The sequence below is a fragment of the Psychrobacter sp. FME6 genome (assembly GCF_014861365.1).
Taxonomy (GTDB): Bacteria; Pseudomonadota; Gammaproteobacteria; order Pseudomonadales; family Moraxellaceae; genus Psychrobacter.
This window is the reverse complement of sequence record NZ_RRYW01000059.1, coordinates 1-19,956: the sequence shown is the minus strand read 5'-3', so window position 1 is coordinate 19,956 and position 19,956 is coordinate 1. Positions and strand designations below refer to the sequence as shown.

Genomic DNA, 19,956 nt, shown 5'->3' with positions numbered 1-19,956 from the left:
CAATGGTAGTGTGGCTCCGGCCATGTGAGAGTAGGTCATCGTCAGCTCTCTATTCCTCAAAACCCCCTTACGCGAAAGTGTAAGGGGGTTTTGTTTCGTGTGGAATTTGATAATAAAAATCTTACTTACCTGTTAAGGTTTAATTGATAAACTGACTTTCAATCATTAACGTAATTATCTATTCATAATAGAGAATAAAAATATGGCAGTCGATTTTAGTAACACGCTCATAGTCGCAATTTCCGCATCTGCACTTTTTGATTTAACAGAAGCAGAAAGCTATTTATTACAATTATTAGAGCAGCGCCCTATCAGCGCTATAAAAGAGTTCCGTGACTATATGGCTGAGCGTGAAAACGACTCTTTAAATATTGGTGCCGGCTACCCCTTGATCAAAGCTTTGCTCAATCTAAATAACTACTGTAATCAATGTCCTGATCCGGAATCAGATATTGAAGCGCCGTTAGTCGAAGTGGTTATTGTCTCAAAAGGTAGTCCAGATACGGGTATTCAGGTACTCAATGCGATCCGTGAACATGGGCTTAACATTTCAAGGTCAGCATTTATTTCGGGTAGCCTTGTTGCTCCTTATATCAAGGATTTTGATGTTGATCTGTTTTTAACCACCAACCGCGAAGATGCGCAGCAAGTTGTAGATGCTAATATCTGCGCTTGTGCGATACTAGACGCAACACCAGTCAATACTTATGAGTTAGACACTAAGCAGCTGCGCATTGCTTTTGATGGTGATGCTGTCTTATTTGATGACTCAGGCGAGCTGCTTTATAAGCAAAAGGGTTTGCAAGCTTTCCACGATCGGGAAGCCGAAATGCGTGATTTGCCAATAGAAAAGGGTCCGTATGCAGAATTATTAATTAAACTGTCCAAAATGCAAGAACGTCTGCCTGCAAGCTTGCATTCTTGCCCTATGAAGATTGCTTTGGTGACCGCACGCAATGCGCCTGCTGATTTACGAGCGATAAAAACGCTGCGCGATTGGGGAGTGGATCTTGACATGGCATTTTTTTTAGGTGGACTGGAAAAGACAGCGGTACTCAAAACTTTTGCACCCCATATTTTCTTTGATGATTCGGTGAAGCATATTAATGCTGCACGGGGTTTTATTCCTACTGCTTTAGTCCCTTATCATTCGACATCGCTACTACACAGCGATAGTTATTTAGTGGCTGATAAAGAGGCGGCACTGTTGGCTTTTAAACCGGTAGAACGCTCACTTTTTGTGGTGAATCATTAAAATATAGCTAAAGAATTCGGACTAAAGGAATAGGATCTTATATGAATTGGCAGCGACTGCTTAGCTTAATTATGTTACGAGTAAAACAGGTTATTGGCTTATATGCTTTTGTTTTAATACCGATGTGGGGCATGTTTTTTCTAAATGAAGTGGCATTATTCGGCATGTGGAATATCTTTGGTATTGTGCCACGTGCCTTAGATCTGGGCAGTATGATAGGGGTATTTGCGTCATGGACAATGCACGGCAATTTTTCACATCTGCTGGGTAATACTGTGACGCTGTTACAAATTTTATTTTTATTTGGACTTTTTGAAAAAAATGCATATCGTACAGTCATTAAGTTAATAGTCGCATCTGGCTTGGTGACGTGGGTAATTGGTTCACCATCGTCCATACACATTGGTGCGTCAGGGCTATGTTTTGCGATGCTCGGTTATATGATAGGTGGGGCAGTCTTCGCACGGCGTTGGGGGTATTTGTTGGCTTGTATTGTGATGGGAGCAGGGTATTGGTTGACTATTAAGCAAGGATTGATGCCGCAGCAAGGTATTTCATTTGCCGCGCATTTTGGGGGTTTATGCGCCGGCTTATTGTTAGGGGCAAACTCAAAACATACTTATACGAAAATGACTAAACGTTATTAGATGTCATCATGACGCTACTATTCCAAATATTTTTCTAGCAAAATGATTTATTATCACTATTCTATGGTTGGATATTTTTATAAATTACTCTGCTCGTCTGAACACACATTGATAAATAACGGATCATCAGTCGTTAAAGGACGCCATTTGGTTGTTTGTTTAACGTGTTCTTTGATAGTTAGTTTGCTGTTTTCTGCTGTTGGTAGTATATAGTCTGCACGCGCAGGGGCAGTACAATCGATGACCTGCGGGATTTTCTGCACACTCAAGCGTCGTTCGAACAAATATAAATCTACCAAGTAGATATCTTGGTTGTCTACTTGAGCACGGGCGTGTCCACTATCGGCGGCTATAAAGCGAAATGTTTGTGGTTTAGCGTACGACCATGGACGGAACCAAGTACTCTCTTCAGCCTTTTTAACCACGGTCACGCCTTCAGGTAGTTGAGCCACTTGCTGATCGTACCAGTTGTATTCTTGGTGTATTTGAAAGGCAAAGATACCGATAGCACCAAACAAGGGAATAAGCCATTTAGGTGCTCGCTTGCCCGCCAGTTTGCTGAGGTGAGTTATGATGAGTGCCACTCCGGCTAAGCCAAATCCAGCAGCTATAGTAGCAATAAACTCAAAAAGCATAAGAGTCGTCCTTAACGCACTGGGCGCAATTAATACCTATTCCTAAAATAAACGAACGCTATCTGGCTTACTAACTATATCAATAGTAGTACTTACGGATATTTTTCTCATTGTTTTTAATTTTAGAAACAGGTTAACAAAATAATCGTTTGTCATAAAATATATAAATAACAACGTTGGAGTAAAAAAATCACTCACAGGCAGCTGCTGCCTGTGAGTGATATATAGTAACAGAAGATACGTTATTTATACCTCACTTGGTGGCTTAGTGGTCGACTGCGCCGCCAGCCCCACGTGGAGAACGTACGCTCTCAACCAGTTCTTGGATATGTAATGGTGGTGGTGCAGTAGCATAAGAAACAGCGAATGCTACGATAAAGTTAAGTAATGCACCGACCGCACCGAATGATAATGGCGAGATACCAAATAACCAATACTCTGCTGTATCAGGGAAGTTTGCAGTACCACTGATAAAGAACCAACCTTTGAAAACAAAGATATAGAGTAAGATACTAATTAAGCCCGTCAACATACCAGCGATAGCGCCGATGCTGTTAATACGCTTAGAGAAAATACCCATCATCAATGCAGGGAACAGTGAAGCACCTGCAATACCAAAGGCTAATGCAACCACCTGTGCGGCAAATCCTGGTGGATTCATGCCCAACCATGTAGCAACAACAATCGCGATACCCATGGTGATACGTGCTACTTTTAGCTCACCTTTGTCAGTAATGTTTGGATTAAGATTCCTTTTAATCAAGTCATGACTGATTGCTGATGAGATAGCTAGTAGTAGGCCAGCTGCCGTTGATAGCGCTGCTGCCAAACCACCTGCGGCGATAAGACCAATAACCCATGGTGGTAACTGTGCAATTTCTGGGTTAGCCAATACGATGATGTCAGCGTTGACATCGAGCTCATTACCAGCCCAGCCTGCATCTGTAAAGCGGCCATCGACTTCTAGATCATGTTCAGCCTGTGCTTTGGCAACGGCTGCTGTTGCTGCTGCAACGTCGCCACCTTCAGCTTCTGCAGCTGTCAAGGCAATCTGTGCTGCACCAAGTCCGCTATCGTTGTATAGCTGGATGCGACCATCATTATTGAGGTCGTTATACTTGATGAGTCCGGTGTCTTCCCATGTTCTCATCCAATCAGGACGCTGCTCATAAGTAAGCGCAGGCTCATCAACACCTTGTGGGTAAATCGTATCGAGTAGGTTTAGACGCGCCATTGCACCTACTGCTGGAGCAGTGAAATATAGCAATGAGATAAATACCAATGTCCAACCGGCTGTCCAGCGGGCATCAGCAACTTTAGGAACGGTGAAAAAGCGAATAATAACGTGCGGTAGACCTGCTGTACCAATCATCAGTGATAAAGTAAATAGCACCATGTTTAGCTTGTTAGGTACATCAGCAGTATAAGCCGCAAAACCTAAGTCAGTAACGACCTGGTCAAGCTTGGTTAGAATAGGAACGCCAGCTTCGACATGGTTTGAGAACAAACCAAGACCTGGAATTGGATTACCAGTCAATTCGAGCGAGATGAAAACCGCAGGAATTGTATAAGCAATCATTAGAACCACATACTGTGCAACCTGCGTGTAAGTAATCCCTTTCATACCACCAAGTACGGCGTAGAAGAATACCACGATAGCAGCAATGATAAGACCTGTATCGTTCTCAACTTCTAAGAAGCGTGAGAAAGCAACACCAGCACCCGTCATCTGACCAATAACGTAAGTGGTTGATGCGATAATCAAACAGACGACTGCAATCATAGCAGCGGTTTTAGAGTAAAAGCGATCACCAATAAAGTCAGGTACGGTAAACTTACCAAACTTACGTAAGTAAGGCGCAAGTAGCATGGCTAGTAGTACATAACCACCCGTCCAACCCATCAAGTAGGTTGAAGCACCATAACCACCAGCTGCTAAGATGCCTGCCATGGAGATAAATGACGCGGCACTCATCCAGTCAGCGGCTGTTGCCATACCGTTCACAACCGGATGGACGCCACCGCCAGCAACATAGAACTCACTGGTGGTACCAGCGCGCGCCCAAATCGCAATACCGAAGTATAAAGCGAAGGACAGACCCACAAAAATAATATTAATCGTAAATTGACTCATAGGGCTATTCCTCGTCTACACCATATTGTTTATCGAGTTTATTCATACGCCAGGCGTAGAAGAAGATTAAGATGATAAATATCCCAATAGACCCTTGTTGTGCAAACCAAAAGCCTATATCAGTACCGCCGATAGCGATACCTGACAATAATGGACGTAACAAGATGCCAAAACCATAAGAGCATATTGCCCAGATGATTAGACTACCTATAATAAGACGGATATTAGCTTGCCAATAGCCGGATGTATCGTTGCGGTTCTCCATAGGACAACTCCTTTTGCCTTACATAAAAACGGGGTTACTGTTTGGAGTCTAGCAAGTCATTGTGGTTTAGCTTCTATCGCCTAGGGCGACATTGTATCTATAAAACAATTATAAAAATTGTTTTATAGACCGCTAAAGCAGAATGACCAACCAGCATTAGTAACCAAAAATTACCAATAAAATGAGTAAATTTTTGCAGTATTTTTTATAAACTAGGGGCTGTATAGAATTCAGCTAAGGAACTGACAAAGACTATTTTTTAGGCAATTCGACGCCAAAAATAGTAAGTTTAGTCATTCTAAGCGCGATAGTTTTGGCTATGAAGTGGCAAAAAATAGTCCTGTTCCTTCGGACTGATGCTAAAATCGCCCCAGACGTTGTTGTAAATCTAGCTAAGGTCTCGACATTACCTTCGATTTACGCCTAGTCTGGAATTATTTTAGCGATCAGCAGTCCTAATAGATGAATTCTATACAGCCCCTAACAGACTATAAAAAATAAACACGTACTGCCTGATACAGCGCGAACGATAAACAGTAAAAATATAATATGTAACAGTATATTTGGTTACTGAAAATTATTTACCCAAAAATAACAACTATTTTGTCAGGTATGACGCTGACCACATTGATTCAGTTTTCGCATAGAAAAAAAAGAGTATATCTAGGAAGGGAGAGGGGATAGGACGGTCCGCTGTCTTTTTCACAATCTTGTCTTCCTGACAAGCGTCTTAATATTTCTGATGCTCTAGTTATTCATGCTCGTAAGCACATAGCAAATCGGTATGAATATATAAAATTTATTTATATAAAATTTATGTGAGCGTTATTCCAAACAATTCGGCATGACTTCTAATAAATACTATAAATTTATTTTTGATAAGTGCCATATCGTCAATAAAACTACTTGAATAGTACGGTAATTATCTCATTCATGCTGCTAAATTGTTACTTAATACATTCTATAGTATAAAGACTATAAGTAACATTTATTTAAGAAATAAATTTATTAAGTTGATAACCAAATATGATAATGACTAACCCTTTAATATCTATATCATGCACATGATGTTTTTATATCAAAATTTTGAGTCAGATTTTCTCGGATTTTGGTAGCTGAAAGACAATATCAATATGACATTTAAACAAGGTATAAAAAGTAATAATGAGGAGTCCGTATGAACGAGGGTGTAGTAGGTTGGCTTAATAGTATCGTAAATTATGGTGTCAGCATTATTTGGGGTAATAACGATTGGTTAATCGCTAGCAATCCATGGTATGGGTTGTTGATGTTCGTATTAATAGGCGCGGGCCTTTACTTTACAGTGGTGACCCGTTTTATTCAGTTTCGACACTTCGGTCACATGTGGCAGTTATTACGGGTTTCTAATCAGGGGCGTAAGGATGGTGGTATCAGCTCATTTGAAGCGCTGATGACCTCCCTTGCTGCTCGCGTGGGAACGGGTAACTTAGCAGGGGTTGCGATTGCTATTTATCTCGGTGGCCCAGGTGCGGTGTTCTGGATGTGGATGACTGCGCTCGTCGGCATGTCGACCAGTTTTATCGAGTCAACGTTAGCACAAGCTTATAAAGTACCGCACAATGACAATGTTTACCGCGGTGGTCCCGCTTACTATATCGAAAAAGGTCTCGGTAAGCGCTGGCTAGCGATATTTTTCTCGCTATGTTTGCTGGTGGCGTTTGGTTTGGCATTTAATGGCGTACAGTCAAATACCATCGCTCAGGCCACCAACGAAGCCTTTGGTGTGCCGACATGGATGACAGGTTTGGTGCTGGTGGTGCTGGTTGCTCCAGTAGTATTTGGTGGTTTGCGCTCAGTCGCTCGTATCGCTGGTAAAGTCGTGCCCATCATGGCGATTCTATATATCTTATTGGCATTGTTTATCATCGTGACCAATTTTAGTCAATTCCCAGCAGCGATTGCGTTGATTGTAAAATCAGCCTTTGGTTTTGAGCAAGCAGCAGGCGGGGTGATTGGTTATGGTATTGCTCAGGCAATGATTAACGGTATCAAGCGCGGTCTGTTTTCGAACGAAGCGGGTATGGGCTCAGCGCCTAATGCAGCGGCAACAGCGAAGAGCCATCCTGACCATCCAGCGGTACAAGGGTTTATGCAAATGCTGGGCGTTTTTATGGATACGCTGGTAATTTGTACGGCGACGGCATCTATTATTATTTTATCAGGCGTGGTCGATCCTAGTGTCGAGCAAGAAGGCATTCAGCTCACTCAATTAGCGCTATCACAGTATGTGGGTGATATGGGCGTCGTATTCGTGGCGATTGCTATTTTCTTCTTTTCATTCACCTCTATCATTGCCAACTATAGCTATGGCGAGTCCAATCTTGAATTTATCTCTGGTAGCAAAAACGCCAAAGTGATGATTATGGTGTTTCGCTTTATGGTGCTAGGTATGGTCTTTGTCGGTGCTATTGCCAGCTTACCTGCCATATGGAACTTCGCTGACTTATCGATGGGTCTGATGGCCTTGGTCAACTTAGTGGCTATTTTGCTATTGTCTCCTGTGGCACTGAGAATATTACGTGATTATGAGCGCCAAGTGAAAGAAGGTAAGACAGGTGAACAAATTACCTTTAATCCTGATGATTTCGTCAAGCTAAAAGACGAAGCCAATCGCGATGCATGGACGGATTAAGTTTAATTATTAAATAGATAAAGACAAAAAAAACCGCTCTTTTTAGAGCGGTTTTTTATTGTAGGCATATTATTTAAGTAACACAATCGTTGTCTTAATCATGATTTACATGTTTGGATAGTTAGGACCGCCGCCGCCTTCTGGGGTTACCCAAGTGATGTTTTGCGAAGGATCTTTGATATCACAGGTTTTACAATGCACACAGTTTTGCGCATTGATAACAAACCTAGCGCCTTCGGCATCTTTCACTACTTCATAAACGCCAGCTGGACAGAATAAACGCGCAGGCTCAGCATATAACGGTAGGTTGATTGAGATAGGCACAGTGGTATCAGTCATTTTTAAATGCGTTGGCTGATCTTCAGTATGGTTGGTATTTGAGATAAATACCGACGACAACTTATCAAACGTCAGCTTACCATCAGGCTTAGGATATTCCGGCTGATAGGCATGGTCTGCGCGCTCTAACTGGTCATAATCATGTAAGTTATCATGAATGGTCAGCGGCATTTTGCCACCCAACAAGTTTTGTTCGATAAAGTTAAACGCGCCACCCATCCATTGACCCATGCGATGCATAGCTGGGGCAAAGTTACGCCCTTCATAGTTGTCTTGATATAACCAAGATTCTTTATACATAGTAGTATAGGTCACTACTTCGTCATGTTGGCGGTCAGCTTGTAGCGCTTCAAAAATAGCTTCGGCTGCTAACATCCCTGACTTTATTGAAGTATGCGTGCCTTTGATTTTGGCAGAGTTTAAGAATCCAGCGTCGTCACCTACCAACACACCACCTGGGAAGGTGAATTTTGGTAATGAGTTTAGACCACCTTTAGTGAGTGAACGCGCCCCATAAGAAAGACGTTTACCACCTTCTAAAACGTTGCGAATGACCGGATGTAATTTTAAACGCTGCATCTCATCAAATGGTGACATGTAGGGGTTAGAGTAAGAAAGATCAATGACAACACCGAAGCTGACTTGGTTGTTTTCATCGAAGTATAACCACCAGCCACCAGAAGATCCGGTATCGCTTAGTGGCCAACCTGAGCCATGCATGACGACGCCTTGCTCATGCTTTTCGGGATCAATATCCCACAGCTCTTTAATGCCGATCGCGTAATGCTGGGGATCGCAATCTTTATCAAGGTTAAAGCGGCTGATTAGGCGCTTGCCTAAGTGACCACGAGAGCCTTCGGCAAAGATAGTATACTTAGCCAGTAATTCATAGCCGGGCTCAAAGCTTGGCTTAGCATCGCCATTTGCCGCTACACCCATATCACCAGTCAATACCCCTTTAACTGAGCCATCATCGTTATATAAGATGTCGGCAGCAGGGAAGCCTGGGAACATCATGACTTCTAGCTCTTCGGCTTGAGCCGCTAACCAACGAACGACATTACCCAATGATGCAATATAATTGCCTTCGTTGTGCATGCTGGCTGGAATAATAGAGTCCATAAGCTTGGTCGATTTAGTCGCTGACCCTAGCATGTACACGCGATCTTCAGTGACAGGGACGTTAAGCGGTGCGCCTTTAGCTTTCCAATCAGGTATCAGCTCGTCTAAGGCTCGCGGCTCCATAACTGCACCGGATAAGATATGAGCACCAAACTCAGAACCTTTTTCGACCACAGCGACCATGAATTCATCGTTGCCCGCTGCGATAGCGAGCTGACGCAGACGAATAGCAGCAGATAGCCCAGCAGGGCCACCACCAACGACGATAATATCGAATTCCATTGATTCGCGCTCAATCTCAGGCTCTAGCGCAACAGGTTCTGCTACTGGCTCTGGTGCCTTGTCGATAGTGACTTTTTCAGAGTCAGGTTCAACGATTTGTTCTTCTACAGCAACTTCTTCAGTGGCTGGTGTTTCTTTATCTAGATTCGCCTTCTCTGTCACTACTGGTGCGTCAGTATTCACAGTGTCACCATCAATGACTGGCTTTTGAGTGTCTTGCTCTTGCATACCTACTCCTAAACTTTTAGTGGCTTATCTCAGGGCATCATTAGCTTAACAATTGAATAATAAACTTGCAGCGCTAACTTCACTCAGACATATGGCTGCCCGATAAAAACTGTCTTTGCGGCATTAGTTGACCACGTTACTGTCGAAATCTCTGTATTCAATGTATTCAAAGATATCAACGCATACGTAAAATCTGTCATTAATACAACACCTAATTGACCATTTTAATAAAAAATCGTTACTCATTATAAAAGAAAAGTCCTACAAACACGATACGCATTTATAAGTATCAGTGTTAAGGTAAGATTGAGATAATGAGGGTGCTAAGATGATATGGTTTCATCATACCCGAAACTAAAATTTATAGTAACGTTAGATTTACCAAACTTTGAATATTAAGTTTTAATACTAAGTCAGAGGTTATGTGATGAATAACAATAACAACAATACGATCAAAAATAATGAAAGTGGTGCTGAAACCCCAAGTAGCGTGTCATCTGCCCCAAATGATATAGAGGCCCTCAGCCAATATTTAAAATCTACCGCTGGCAAACGGGAAGGTCGTAGCATACCACCATTAGAGAAGTGGCATCCTGAAAACAGTGCTGATATGGATCTAGTCATAAAAGCCAATGGAGAGTGGTGGCATGAAGGTGGGCATATGACCCGCGAGTCATTGGTCAGCTTGTTTGCCACTATATTATGGAAAGAGGACAATAACGGCGTCACCGAGTATTTTTTAAAGACACCAGTACAAAAGCTGCGTATTCAAGTCGAAGATGCGCCCTTGTTGATTAATGATGTGGGCATTGTCAATGAAAATGAGACGAGTTGGTTGGAGTTTACCACGACGACTGGCGATGTGGTACGTTTAGATGATGAGCACCCCATTACATTAAAGGCGTATAATCCTAAAGACAATGACACGAACCAAACGCTCGCTGGGGTAGGCAATACAAGCAATCAAAACGTAGCAACCGAAAAACAGATACGTCCTTACATGGCGGTTAGAAATAGTTTGACCGCACTTATCGGACGCAACACTTTTTATCATTTGACTGAAATTGGTGAATTGACAGAGCAAGATGGTGAGACGATACTCACTTTGCAAAGTGGTGGGAAACACTACCAGTTATCAATGCCAACCAGCTAATAACCCATCTAGCATTTGCCAAAATGCAGCGATATTAAAATACAGCGATATTAAAATAAATGGTATCAAAATAATGACAGGTCTATCAGGATGGCGGTAACAGAACGATGAATATTGCCGCAAAAAAAGTGGTTAGTGAGATGCAAACCCAACCAGCCGCTTTTACTAGCAACGCTTTTGATAAAGCGGTGGTTAATAACAATCGCAGTGCCCCCATCGGCTTGTTTGATTCGGGTGTCGGTGGCCTCTCCGTTTACCTACATTTAGCGCAGCAGCTTCCTACTGAGCGCTATGTTTATTATGCCGATACGTTAAATGTGCCTTATGGCAATCGCGACAGTGCAGATATCGAAGCCTTGACTTTGATAGCAGTAGAATGGTTGTATCAGCAGGGCTGTAAGCTGATTGTCATCGCTTGCAATAGCGCCTCAGCTTATGCTTTGGAGGCCGCAAGGCGCAGTTATCCGCAGCTGCCTATTGTCGGTTTGGTGCCTGCATTGAAACCCGCGATATTGGCCAGTCAAAGTGGTCGTGTGGCTGTGTTAGCAACCAAGGCAACGTTGAATGGAGTATTGCTTAATGACGTCATCACCAACTTTGCCCATCCTAACGGTACGATAGTGACAAAGTATTTTGATCCAAACTTGGTACCGTGGGTAGAGGCAGGGATGCCAGAACAAGATGCTACGGCCCGACTTATACGCCAGAAATTACAAGCATTTGCAAGTGATGGCGTCGATCAATTGGTACTCGGCTGTACGCACTATCCGTTTTTTAAAGCGTTTTTATTGAGTGAGATTACACAGCAGCAATTATCGATGCAGATCGTCGACTCAGGACAGGCAATTGCTGAACGGGTTAAGCAACTATTAGTCATAAATAAGCTGTCTGCACTGAATGAAAGCGGGACAAATAGCGGGCACTCAAAATTAATCAGCCCGACAAAGGTAGATTCTCGAATACCATTGGTTTTTTATGCAACCAAACATGATGAGAGACTTAGCGCTTTAGTGGAGGGTCTACTGGGCAAACAGACAATATTGCAATACTATTCTGATTGGTCTGGTTAGATATTGCCGAATACCCTTAATGGCAATATGGAGACCATAATCTTGCACGATGTTGCTATAATGATAATAAATTAAGCCCAGCCTTATAAGTTTGTGCTAGGCTGTGCAAAATAAGATATTTGTGCTTTTTTATATCATTCCCTTTTATGTGATGACCTAAGTTTAGGGGTAATTGTGCCAAACCGTCGCTATCATATTCATGTCATATGCGCTGACAACGACCAATTGCTTGTTTTGGATAGCTTAGCGATATTTTTTCAGGCGCGGGCGTTCTTAACCTATGACGTATCGAGCCAGTTGCCAAAAGCATCGTTATATGGTCGACAGTGTATAGATGCGTGTGATTATGTATTAATGGTCGTCGGCGACAGCTATGGTACGGTGCAAAAAAACGGTGTCAGTCAAATGCATTTGAGCTATTTGAATGCCAAAGCCAAGCTCAAACCTTTACTCATATTGGTTAAAAGTCATCATCAAGATGCTAATATCAGTCGTCAGTTGCAAGAGTTTGTTAAGTCAGTGACTCGGCAAAACAGTCAAATATATTATTATGATACCGTAGTTGATATCGAAAAACTGCTCGTACAAGCTTATTATAATACGGTGGGCAATCATGTCGTAAATGGTGGCTGGATAAGAGTCAGTGAGGAGATGATTAAATTTAGTAAGCAAACTGTCTCTGAAAGATTGTCTGACCTAATATCCAACCATAAAACGTTTACAAAAGAAGCGCCAGTGGTTGAGGAACGGGTAGTAGATAATATCAGTAACCCACTGGTACTGACCGAAACCTTTGATATTCAGTATAGCGCTCATGCTTATGAAGGTGGGAATTTAACGACTGTCACTCGGTCAATGACATTAACGTGGAAAGAGGTACTGATCGCTTTGATGAAAACACCAGCGACTTTTACTAGCTATGGTTTACATAATACCTTCAATCGCTTGATCGTCTCAAGAGCAGAGCAGGATATAAAACAAGATATGCCAAATGTTCATGCTGTCTCACGCTGTCAAATCTCCCAAGAGTCTTTGAACCATTTACAGCGCCAGTTGGTTAGCGCCAATTGGATACAATTAACGACCTACGGTACTCGAGTATCACAAGAGCTTTGGAAGCTTACTTTTTATGCAAAAAATTTATTTAAAGATGAATGCCCTAAAACCCAATAAGTAGCAATCCTCGCAAGCCATCAATTTCACCGATATCTCGAAATACTTATCACCATATATTTTATAGTCATTATATTCACCATGATGACTACGTTTTGTAATACAAAGCATACGCGTCAACGGTTGTGAATTGGCTCAATACTCGTGATAATGACACTATAGACAAAGAGTATTATAAATAAAAAATGATATTTGACCCATCGTTGAGCTTAAAATTAAAAATGTACCAACCGTAATATATTTATAATAATGGTTAATTAAGGAGAGCCTATAATGAGTAACTCTAAAAATGATGAATTAAGAAGTGAACTGGATAGCTTAGAAAAGTCTATGCACGATGCCAATCAGTTTCATACGTTGGAAGAACAAGTAGCCGATATGAAGCGTCGCGGTATCGATCCTAGCAAAGCCTATAAAGATTTGGATAGAAAAGAAGAAGATGCAGATTGGGGCGATGCCACTTGGAAAGAGAATGGTAAATGGAAGCCAAAAACGCCAGCCGACTTAGATGATAAAGCGCGTGAGAACTGGGATGGGGATAATGGCAAACCAAATCCACCACCTATCGTTTAAGTTTTTTAAAATATTGGGTTGTTCAAATAGATAATATAAGCCCATAAAATACAAGCACAAACAAAAGCCACGCTATTATTAGCGTGGCTTTTGTTTGCTATAAAGCAGTTTGAATTATGAACCCTCATCGATACGGATGAGCTTTACAGCACCATCAGCGTCGGTGACACGGCGATATCGCGTGTTACCAGAAGTGGATGGTTGAGTAGCAGAGGGTTGTGTTGAATTACTATTAGGAGTGCTAGTTTGCTGTTGAATAAGCTGCCCCATACGGTCGGCAGGAGCAGGGTTTAAGGGTTGGCTATTCGATGGCTGCTGGTATTGATTGCCGGACTGGCCTCTATTAGGTGTCGAATTGCCAATAATGGCGCGATAGAAGTTCTGTCCTGCGCGACCATCAGCAGGAGAGATACCCTTACTGGTTTGGTATTGCTGGATAGCCGTACGGGTATTGTCACCAATGATGCCGTCGACATCGCCAATATCGTAACCAGCGTCCAATAATGCTTGTTGAATATCTTTGGCTTGCTGACGGCTGATACCAGGATCGTCTGTTGGCCAAGCAGTCATAAAGTCAGTTTTGCTGCTGTCCTCACGGGTGATTAAATCTGATAAATGGGCGATTGCCAGCGCATAATTTTCTGAAGCGTTGTATGAATAAAACGTATCGAAGTTTTTACCCACCAAAAAAGCAGGGCCATCTTTGCCAGCAGGCAACATTAAGCCCGCACTATTTAAATCATAAGGCAGAGGACTGCCATTGGCTAAGGTCAAACCTTGATTGCGCCAGTGGCTCATCGATTTTTTGTCTTTGCGGTTGGAAGCTGCCCAAAATCCACTGGGCAATTTAACTTCATAACCCCATGGCTCACCAGTTCGATAACCACGATTGTCCAAGAAATTGGCGGTAGAGGCCAATGCATCGGGCACGCTATTGACTAAGTCGCGACGACCATCACCATCGAAATCTACTGCCAGCTCTAAAAAGGTACTGGGCATGAACTGGGTTTGTCCGAAAGCACCTGCCCACGAGCCTGTCATATCACTGGGTGCGATGTCACCTTTTTGGACGATTTTTAAAGCATTGGCGTATTCGCCTTGGAAATAGCTTTGACGACGATCAAAACAAGACAACGTCGCTAGAGACTCAAACAAGGGCTTTTTACCCAAGGTTTGCCCGAAGTTTGACTCCACGCCCCAAACCCCTAATACGTGCTCAGCCTTTACTCCGTAACGCGATTCAATTTTACGTAGCGTATCGCTCCATTGATGCTTGGCACGGATACCATCTTCGACACGCTCTTTGTCAACCAGTGATGAGAGGTAATCCCAGACATCCTTTTGAAACTCTGGCTGATAGTTTAACGATTGAATCACGCTAGGGTCTGGCTCGCTTGGACGGTAGTTATTAAAAGTGAAACTGTCGACACCACGAAATTTACTAGAGTTTTTTAGACCATCTAGACATTGTTGAAACTCGCTATTGGATAGATTAGGTGCTGGTGGCTTAGCGGCTTGGGCGGAGCTAGCAAAACTTAGCCCAACAGCAAAGCTAAGTAGCGATAAAGTAGAAACTGGAGTCAAACGCATGACAATATCCTATAAACGTCAAAGTGGTCATTAAAGAGGGAAGCAAAGCTGATTGGTGCAGTATGGACTTAGAGTAACCAATCTAAATAGTAAAGAAAAGGTATCGCAGCACTCAGTTACTATAAATTGACGCTGGCGTGAGGTTAGAAGAGGTTTTTGGCGGCTTGACGCGTCAGATTGTCTCAGCTGAGGTTAATGGTTTTATATTAATCACAAAAAACTACTCCCCCAAAACTCTATCTAACTCTTCAATAAAATCATGAATACGCGCAGCATTTTTACCCAAATCGCTCCCGCCAACTCGTGATTTACTACGGATATCGACCAGACGCTCGTTACCATTATCAGTAATACGCACGACAACATCATCTTTAAAGCCAAACCAGAAAGTGGTGTCCGTTGCTTCAGCAATCCCTTTGTCGGCATCAATATTTATCAGTTCCCAACCTAGATTATCGATGGCTTGTTTGGTTGCTTCGACCAGCTCAGACTTTGATTGAGGATAATCTAAGGTTTGTAGTTCGGGATAGCCTTGACGTTGTTGCTCGGCAGCCTCTTCACCCGCATACTCAGCTGGGTTTGGGGCGTCAGCACGTAGTGGGGCAATAGCCAAAAACTCAGGTGGGTTCACCAAATCAGTTGAAATATCATGAATGGGTGGTACGTTTTTGGCTGTATTCAACATACTAAGCGGGATAGCGATCGCAATGATAGAAAGTATGAGGGCTGTCAACGTGCTATTAAGTCTCACTGTGTCACGTTTAAATAAAAACTGTATACCTAACAGGATGAGGGCGGCAATACCCACAAGTACGCCAACTGTAAAGCCTGTAAACGCCGTAGCCAAGTCAAAAAATTCAAACTTATAGAGAGGGCCTGGCAGTATGACTAGTAGAATAGCGATAAAGCTCATTAGAGTGACTAAAATTCGCATTCGATTGCTCCGTTGCTATTCATTGACGGCTTAAGTGTTTTTAATCATAGCCTATTTATTAGCATTCAATAGCCAAACATGCTCCGTTACAGCCATATTTGGTGCGGCATTCAAGGTTGAGGGCTGACCTTCAATCTCCGTTATTTGGTAGTGACTACTATAGTACTGTTGAACTTGCTTGCTACTAATTGAGAAAGGCGGCCCTGCTCGTTCATTTTGGTCGTAATGCAGTGTTAATAACAGTTGAGCAGCGTTTTGGCTGAGCGTGCATATTTGCTCGCTATATATCGGGCGCATATCAGGTGGCATGGCGATTAATGCGGCTCGATCATACACCGCATCAACGTGACCAATATCGTGAGGTGTCAGCTCAAAAATATCAGCAACCCATAGCTTTATGGTTTGATTTAATCGTTGGCCTTGATAGCATTTGATATCTGGATTATCAGCATGTTCTTTTATTGTGTACGGGATATTTTGCTCAATGAAAAATTCTTTTATCGCTGATTCAACTAATTCAGCACCAACGACATTATAGCCTTGGTCTAATAGCCAAACCATATCGATTGATTTGCCGCATAGCGGTATAAAAACACAGCTTTCACTCGATAATGCTAACCTTTCAAAATATTTAATTAATTTTGGATTGATTTGAGACTGGTTAAAGCCGATACGCTTTTCTTGCCAACGTAATTGCCAAAATTCGGGATTCATGACCTTAGCCTTTATTTATCAGGTTTAATGTTATTCTTTACTTTGAACTTATTATCATAACCTGTTGTTCAATGTTGTCAAAGGCATTAAAAAGGCCAAACACTCTTATAATGAGCGTTTGGCTTTTATTAAGCACTAGGTTAGGAACTTATAGTCGGTTCTAAATAAAAAAGATACGTTATGGTATGACGCGGAACTGGTATAAATTTTTCTTGCTTGCTGTGTCTACGCTGACAGAGGCTGAAAAAAATGTATACCAGTCCCACTGTAGCGCTTTTATATTGAACTTATTAGATTTTAAACGAATAAACTCCTAATCCATATACTGTTTAGCTCACCATATACTGACTAAACTCTTTACGCAGTTTGGCAAGTTTTGGTGGTATGGAAAAGTTACAATAAGCTTGACCTGGGTTTCTATTAAAGAAATCCTGATGTGTTTCTTCGGCCTTATAAAACTCGGCAGCAGGGTGGACTTCGGTGACCACATTGACCCCCATATCGCGTAATTTCTTAATCGTACGATCGACGGTTGGCTTCTGCGCTTCCTCGGTATAGAACACCACGCTGCGGTATTGGCTACCGACATCATTACCCTGACGATCCATGGTAGTGGGGTCGTGAGTGGCAAAGAAGACATCGAGTATCACTTCTAATGGGACAGTCGTTTCATCGAATTCAATTTTGATGACTTCAACGTGGCCCGTATCGCCGCTACAGACCGCTTCATAATTGGCAGAAACGGCATCACCGCCCATGTAACCTGATATCACAGATTGCACGCCTTTCACCGATAAAAACACGGATTCGGTGCACCAAAAGCAGCCACCGCCTAATACAATAGTTTGCATAATTGTTCCTATTTTTATAATTACAGAGTACGCGCCAAGCAATTTTTACTTAGCGATATACATTTAGCTTAGCAGGGCATCTGGCCGCGATAAGTAACAAACAGTAATGTTATAATGGGCTTTTGCTACGCTATGTCGCCTTAATAGTGTTAATTAAAATCATTAACCACTTCATAATTTAAGTTCTACTATCCAAAAATGAGTCACACCATGAGCCAATCTAAGCCCGCTACTGTTAAACATGACACCCTATTTACCACACCGCTCGATAAAGCGGCTCGCTTTTCCTTTGATGAGCAAGTTGTGGCTTGTTTCCCCGATATGATTCGTCGCAGTGTCCCCGGGTATGGTCAAGTGCTGGCAATGCTGCCCATATTTGCCCGTCGTCATTGTAAGTATCGCCAGCAAGATGATAATGGTCAGCGTGTCAGCCGTATTTATGATTTGGGCTGTTCGCTGGGTGCGGCAAGCATGACGCTCGCTGGCGAGTTCGAGTCGCAAGATTTGCAGATTAAAGCCATTGATATTTCACCAGCGATGACTACTGAAGCGACTACTTTACTAGAGGATAATTATCCTGAACATGATATTGAAGTGATGACTGCGGATATTCGCGATATTGAGCTTGAACCGTGCGATATGGTGATTTTAAATTTAACCTTACAGTTTTTACCCGCTGCCGATAGGGTGGCGGTATTAGAGAAAATTTACGCGGCATTAAGTGAGGGCGGCATACTGGTAGTAACGGAGAAAACTCACGCTTTTGATGAGCAATACGATGCGTGGCTGGTTGAGCGTTATTATGATTTTAAACGTGCCAACGGTTATACTGAAATGGAAATCAGTGGCAAGCGTAACGCGCTAGAAAACGTCCTTATTACTGATACTTTAGCTCAGCACCATACGCGTTTGTCAGATGTTGGTTTTCAGCGTCATTTAACGTGGTTTCAGTTTTTAAACTTTGTCTCTATTGTGGCGTTTAAATAAGGTTTATGTCGGGAGCCAATCTCGCTTTTTCTTGCCACTATGTATCGTGGTTTGGGTTATGCTTTTTGTAGGGTGCGCAAAGCTCACCAATTCAAAGACATAATTATTTATCGGTGCGCAAGGTGCACCCTACGTCTACTATTTTTGATCAATATGGTAATCCGTCTTTATGCTTAACGACACTATTATTCACGCCGAGCGCGAACTGTACTTAACTTTATTGACGCTTGCTCAAACGCATCCAAGCGCTTATGAGTGGCTTACAAAACTACCCACTTGGTTAAATGACATTAAAGATAAAGCCAACTACGCCCATGCGCCTGCTTATCAAGCATCGGTCGCTCGTTTGCCAACACCGAACGTCGATAATGTCGATCTGGACGGTGATGTATTGACGATTAATACGCCGCTTACTGATTCTGAACGTAAACAAACAGTTGCGCTATTAAAGCAACTCATGCCATGGCGCAAAGGGCCTTTTCAAATTGGTAGTAGCCAAAATAAAGAAACGCAAGCCGAGCCAATTTTCATCGACACCGAATGGCATAGTGATTGGAAGTGGCAACGAGTGGCACCGCATTTAAGCACATTAAAAGGTCGGCGTGTATTGGATGTCGGTGGCGGCTCCGGTTATCATGGCTGGCGTATGGCAGGAGCAGGGGCGGACACGGTTATTATTATTGATCCGTCATGCCTATTTTACCATCAGTTTATGGCGATTCGTCATTTCGTCGGGGCAGCAGATGCTCATGAGACAGGTCGTTATCGTACCCATTATATTCCCGTGCCACTCGAAGCATTGCCTGAGCATAGCCAGTTATTTGATACGGTGTTCAGTATGGGTGTGCTCTATCATCGCCAGTCGCCCTTTGAGCATCTGCAACAGCTGAAAGGACAATTAATAAAAGGTGGCGAGCTGGTGCTTGAGACTCTGGTTATTGAAGGTGATGCCAATACCGTACTTGTCCCTCATGACCGTTATGCGCAGATGAATAACGTATACTTTTTGCCATCGGTGGCGGCATTGATTGGCTGGCTAGAAAAAGCTGGGTTTACAGAGGTGCGCTGTGTCGATGTCGCTGTGACCTCGACTGAGGAGCAGCGTAAAACCGAGTGGATGACCTATCATTCGTTAGCAGATTTCTTAAATCCTAATGATTCAACAAAGACCATTGAAGGCTATCCAGCTCCCATGCGTGCGACCTTGATTGCCAGAAAATAGCATTTATGACGGTAGGCGGTCATAAAAACAAGGAAGAGACATTATGAAAACAAGGTGTAATGGACATTATTCATGCTGTCATAGGGTCTAACGCTATATACTGTCTAT

The 19,956-nt window shown here is 42.6% G+C and carries 17 protein-coding genes; 9 read left to right on the top strand and 8 right to left on the bottom strand.

All coding sequences use genetic code 11. The features are described from left to right. Positions 1-202 precede the first annotated feature (202 nt). Both EI162_RS09475 and EI162_RS09470 read left to right on the top strand, forming a co-directional pair. The gene (locus tag EI162_RS09475) at positions 203-1,255 is read left to right on the top strand and encodes a 5'-nucleotidase (protein WP_192524134.1); all 1,053 of its coding nucleotides are present in this window, start codon (positions 203-205) and stop codon (positions 1,253-1,255) included. A 41-nt stretch (positions 1,256-1,296) separates the two neighbouring features. Further along, a complete protein-coding gene (locus EI162_RS09470) occupies positions 1,297-1,902 on the top strand; it encodes a rhomboid family intramembrane serine protease (protein WP_192524133.1) in 606 nt (201 codons plus the stop codon). Positions 1,903-1,979: 77 nt separating this feature from the next. Here the strand turns inward: EI162_RS09470 and EI162_RS09465 are convergent, their stop codons facing one another. The 3 genes from EI162_RS09465 to EI162_RS09455 all read right to left on the bottom strand — a co-directional run bounded on the left by EI162_RS09465 (position 1,980) and on the right by EI162_RS09455 (position 4,936). After that, a complete protein-coding gene (locus tag EI162_RS09465; protein WP_192524132.1) occupies positions 1,980-2,537 on the bottom strand; it encodes a hypothetical protein in 558 nt (185 codons plus the stop codon). Between the two features lie 265 nt (positions 2,538-2,802). Beyond that, on the bottom strand, positions 2,803-4,671 hold the full coding sequence (locus tag EI162_RS09460; protein ID WP_192524131.1) for a sodium:solute symporter family protein: 1,869 nt from the start codon (positions 4,669-4,671) through the stop codon (positions 2,803-2,805). Positions 4,672-4,675: 4 nt separating this feature from the next. Next, entirely contained in the window at positions 4,676-4,936 is a 261-nt protein-coding gene (locus tag EI162_RS09455) for a DUF4212 domain-containing protein (RefSeq protein ID WP_192524130.1), read from the bottom strand. A 1,177-nt stretch (positions 4,937-6,113) separates the two neighbouring features. Here EI162_RS09455 and EI162_RS09450 point away from each other — a divergent pair. After that, the gene (locus EI162_RS09450; protein WP_192524129.1) at positions 6,114-7,610 is read left to right on the top strand and encodes an alanine/glycine:cation symporter family protein; all 1,497 of its coding nucleotides are present in this window, start codon (positions 6,114-6,116) and stop codon (positions 7,608-7,610) included. 105 nt (positions 7,611-7,715) lie between these two features. Here the strand turns inward: EI162_RS09450 and EI162_RS09445 are convergent, their stop codons facing one another. Continuing rightward, complete coding sequence (locus EI162_RS09445) at positions 7,716-9,353, bottom strand: electron transfer flavoprotein-ubiquinone oxidoreductase (protein ID WP_192524135.1); 1,638 nt, start codon at positions 9,351-9,353, stop codon at positions 7,716-7,718. 655 nt (positions 9,354-10,008) lie between these two features. On the opposite strand from EI162_RS09445, the gene EI162_RS09440 reads away from it, so the two are divergent. From EI162_RS09440 to EI162_RS09425, 4 genes are all read left to right on the top strand, one after another. Further along, positions 10,009-10,734 (top strand): DUF1285 domain-containing protein, encoded by a 726-nt coding sequence (locus EI162_RS09440; RefSeq protein WP_192524128.1) that lies wholly within the window; start codon positions 10,009-10,011, stop codon positions 10,732-10,734. Between the two features lie 107 nt (positions 10,735-10,841). Then, positions 10,842-11,804: a glutamate racemase gene (gene murI, locus EI162_RS09435; RefSeq protein WP_192524127.1), complete on the top strand. Its 963-nt coding sequence runs from the start codon at positions 10,842-10,844 to the stop codon at positions 11,802-11,804. Positions 11,805-11,978: 174 nt separating this feature from the next. Continuing rightward, a complete protein-coding gene (locus EI162_RS09430; protein WP_192524126.1) occupies positions 11,979-12,977 on the top strand; it encodes a DUF4062 domain-containing protein in 999 nt (332 codons plus the stop codon). A 273-nt stretch (positions 12,978-13,250) separates the two neighbouring features. Further along, positions 13,251-13,550: a hypothetical protein gene (locus EI162_RS09425; RefSeq protein WP_192524125.1), complete on the top strand. Its 300-nt coding sequence runs from the start codon at positions 13,251-13,253 to the stop codon at positions 13,548-13,550. Between the two features lie 114 nt (positions 13,551-13,664). On the opposite strand, the gene EI162_RS09420 is transcribed toward EI162_RS09425, so the two are convergent. The 4 genes from EI162_RS09420 to msrA all read right to left on the bottom strand — a co-directional run bounded on the left by EI162_RS09420 (position 13,665) and on the right by msrA (position 17,639). Beyond that, on the bottom strand, positions 13,665-15,140 hold the full coding sequence (locus EI162_RS09420; protein ID WP_192524124.1) for a lytic murein transglycosylase: 1,476 nt from the start codon (positions 15,138-15,140) through the stop codon (positions 13,665-13,667). A 220-nt stretch (positions 15,141-15,360) separates the two neighbouring features. Next, the gene (locus tag EI162_RS09415; RefSeq protein WP_192524123.1) at positions 15,361-16,074 is read right to left on the bottom strand and encodes a DUF1499 domain-containing protein; all 714 of its coding nucleotides are present in this window, start codon (positions 16,072-16,074) and stop codon (positions 15,361-15,363) included. A gap of 51 nt (positions 16,075-16,125) precedes the next feature. Further along, positions 16,126-16,788, bottom strand: coding sequence for a thiopurine S-methyltransferase (tmpT, locus tag EI162_RS09410; protein ID WP_192524122.1), 663 nt, complete (start codon positions 16,786-16,788; stop codon positions 16,126-16,128). A 329-nt stretch (positions 16,789-17,117) separates the two neighbouring features. Further along, positions 17,118-17,639, bottom strand: coding sequence for a peptide-methionine (S)-S-oxide reductase MsrA (gene msrA, locus EI162_RS09405; RefSeq protein WP_192524121.1), 522 nt, complete (start codon positions 17,637-17,639; stop codon positions 17,118-17,120). 198 nt (positions 17,640-17,837) lie between these two features. On the opposite strand from msrA, the gene cmoA reads away from it, so the two are divergent. Both cmoA and cmoB read left to right on the top strand, forming a co-directional pair. Beyond that, positions 17,838-18,626: a carboxy-S-adenosyl-L-methionine synthase CmoA gene (gene cmoA / locus EI162_RS09400; protein ID WP_192524120.1), complete on the top strand. Its 789-nt coding sequence runs from the start codon at positions 17,838-17,840 to the stop codon at positions 18,624-18,626. 169 nt (positions 18,627-18,795) lie between these two features. After that, positions 18,796-19,848, top strand: coding sequence for a tRNA 5-methoxyuridine(34)/uridine 5-oxyacetic acid(34) synthase CmoB (cmoB, locus tag EI162_RS09395; RefSeq protein WP_192524119.1), 1,053 nt, complete (start codon positions 18,796-18,798; stop codon positions 19,846-19,848). Positions 19,849-19,956: the final 108 nt, after the last annotated feature.

Excerpts from the sequence above, each read along its gene's own strand:
- EI162_RS09475 (WP_192524134.1), top strand. The coding sequence starts at position 203 with ATGGCAGTCGATTTTAGTAACACGCTCATAGTCGCAATTTCCGCATCT.
- EI162_RS09470 (WP_192524133.1), top strand. The coding sequence starts at position 1,297 with ATGAATTGGCAGCGACTGCTTAGCTTAATTATGTTACGAGTAAAACAG.
- EI162_RS09465 (WP_192524132.1), bottom strand. The coding sequence starts at position 2,537 with ATGCTTTTTGAGTTTATTGCTACTATAGCTGCTGGATTTGGCTTAGCC.
- EI162_RS09460 (WP_192524131.1), bottom strand. The coding sequence starts at position 4,671 with ATGAGTCAATTTACGATTAATATTATTTTTGTGGGTCTGTCCTTCGCT.
- EI162_RS09455 (WP_192524130.1), bottom strand. The coding sequence starts at position 4,936 with ATGGAGAACCGCAACGATACATCCGGCTATTGGCAAGCTAATATCCGT.
- EI162_RS09450 (WP_192524129.1), top strand. The coding sequence starts at position 6,114 with ATGAACGAGGGTGTAGTAGGTTGGCTTAATAGTATCGTAAATTATGGT.
- EI162_RS09445 (WP_192524135.1), bottom strand. The coding sequence starts at position 9,353 with ATGGAATTCGATATTATCGTCGTTGGTGGTGGCCCTGCTGGGCTATCT.
- EI162_RS09440 (WP_192524128.1), top strand. The coding sequence starts at position 10,009 with ATGAATAACAATAACAACAATACGATCAAAAATAATGAAAGTGGTGCT.
- murI (WP_192524127.1), top strand. The coding sequence starts at position 10,842 with ATGAATATTGCCGCAAAAAAAGTGGTTAGTGAGATGCAAACCCAACCA.
- EI162_RS09425 (WP_192524125.1), top strand. The coding sequence starts at position 13,251 with ATGAGTAACTCTAAAAATGATGAATTAAGAAGTGAACTGGATAGCTTA.
- EI162_RS09420 (WP_192524124.1), bottom strand. The coding sequence starts at position 15,140 with ATGCGTTTGACTCCAGTTTCTACTTTATCGCTACTTAGCTTTGCTGTT.
- EI162_RS09415 (WP_192524123.1), bottom strand. The coding sequence starts at position 16,074 with ATGCGAATTTTAGTCACTCTAATGAGCTTTATCGCTATTCTACTAGTC.
- tmpT (WP_192524122.1), bottom strand. The coding sequence starts at position 16,788 with ATGAATCCCGAATTTTGGCAATTACGTTGGCAAGAAAAGCGTATCGGC.
- msrA (WP_192524121.1), bottom strand. The coding sequence starts at position 17,639 with ATGCAAACTATTGTATTAGGCGGTGGCTGCTTTTGGTGCACCGAATCC.
- cmoA (WP_192524120.1), top strand. The coding sequence starts at position 17,838 with ATGAGTCACACCATGAGCCAATCTAAGCCCGCTACTGTTAAACATGAC.
- cmoB (WP_192524119.1), top strand. The coding sequence starts at position 18,796 with ATGCTTAACGACACTATTATTCACGCCGAGCGCGAACTGTACTTAACT.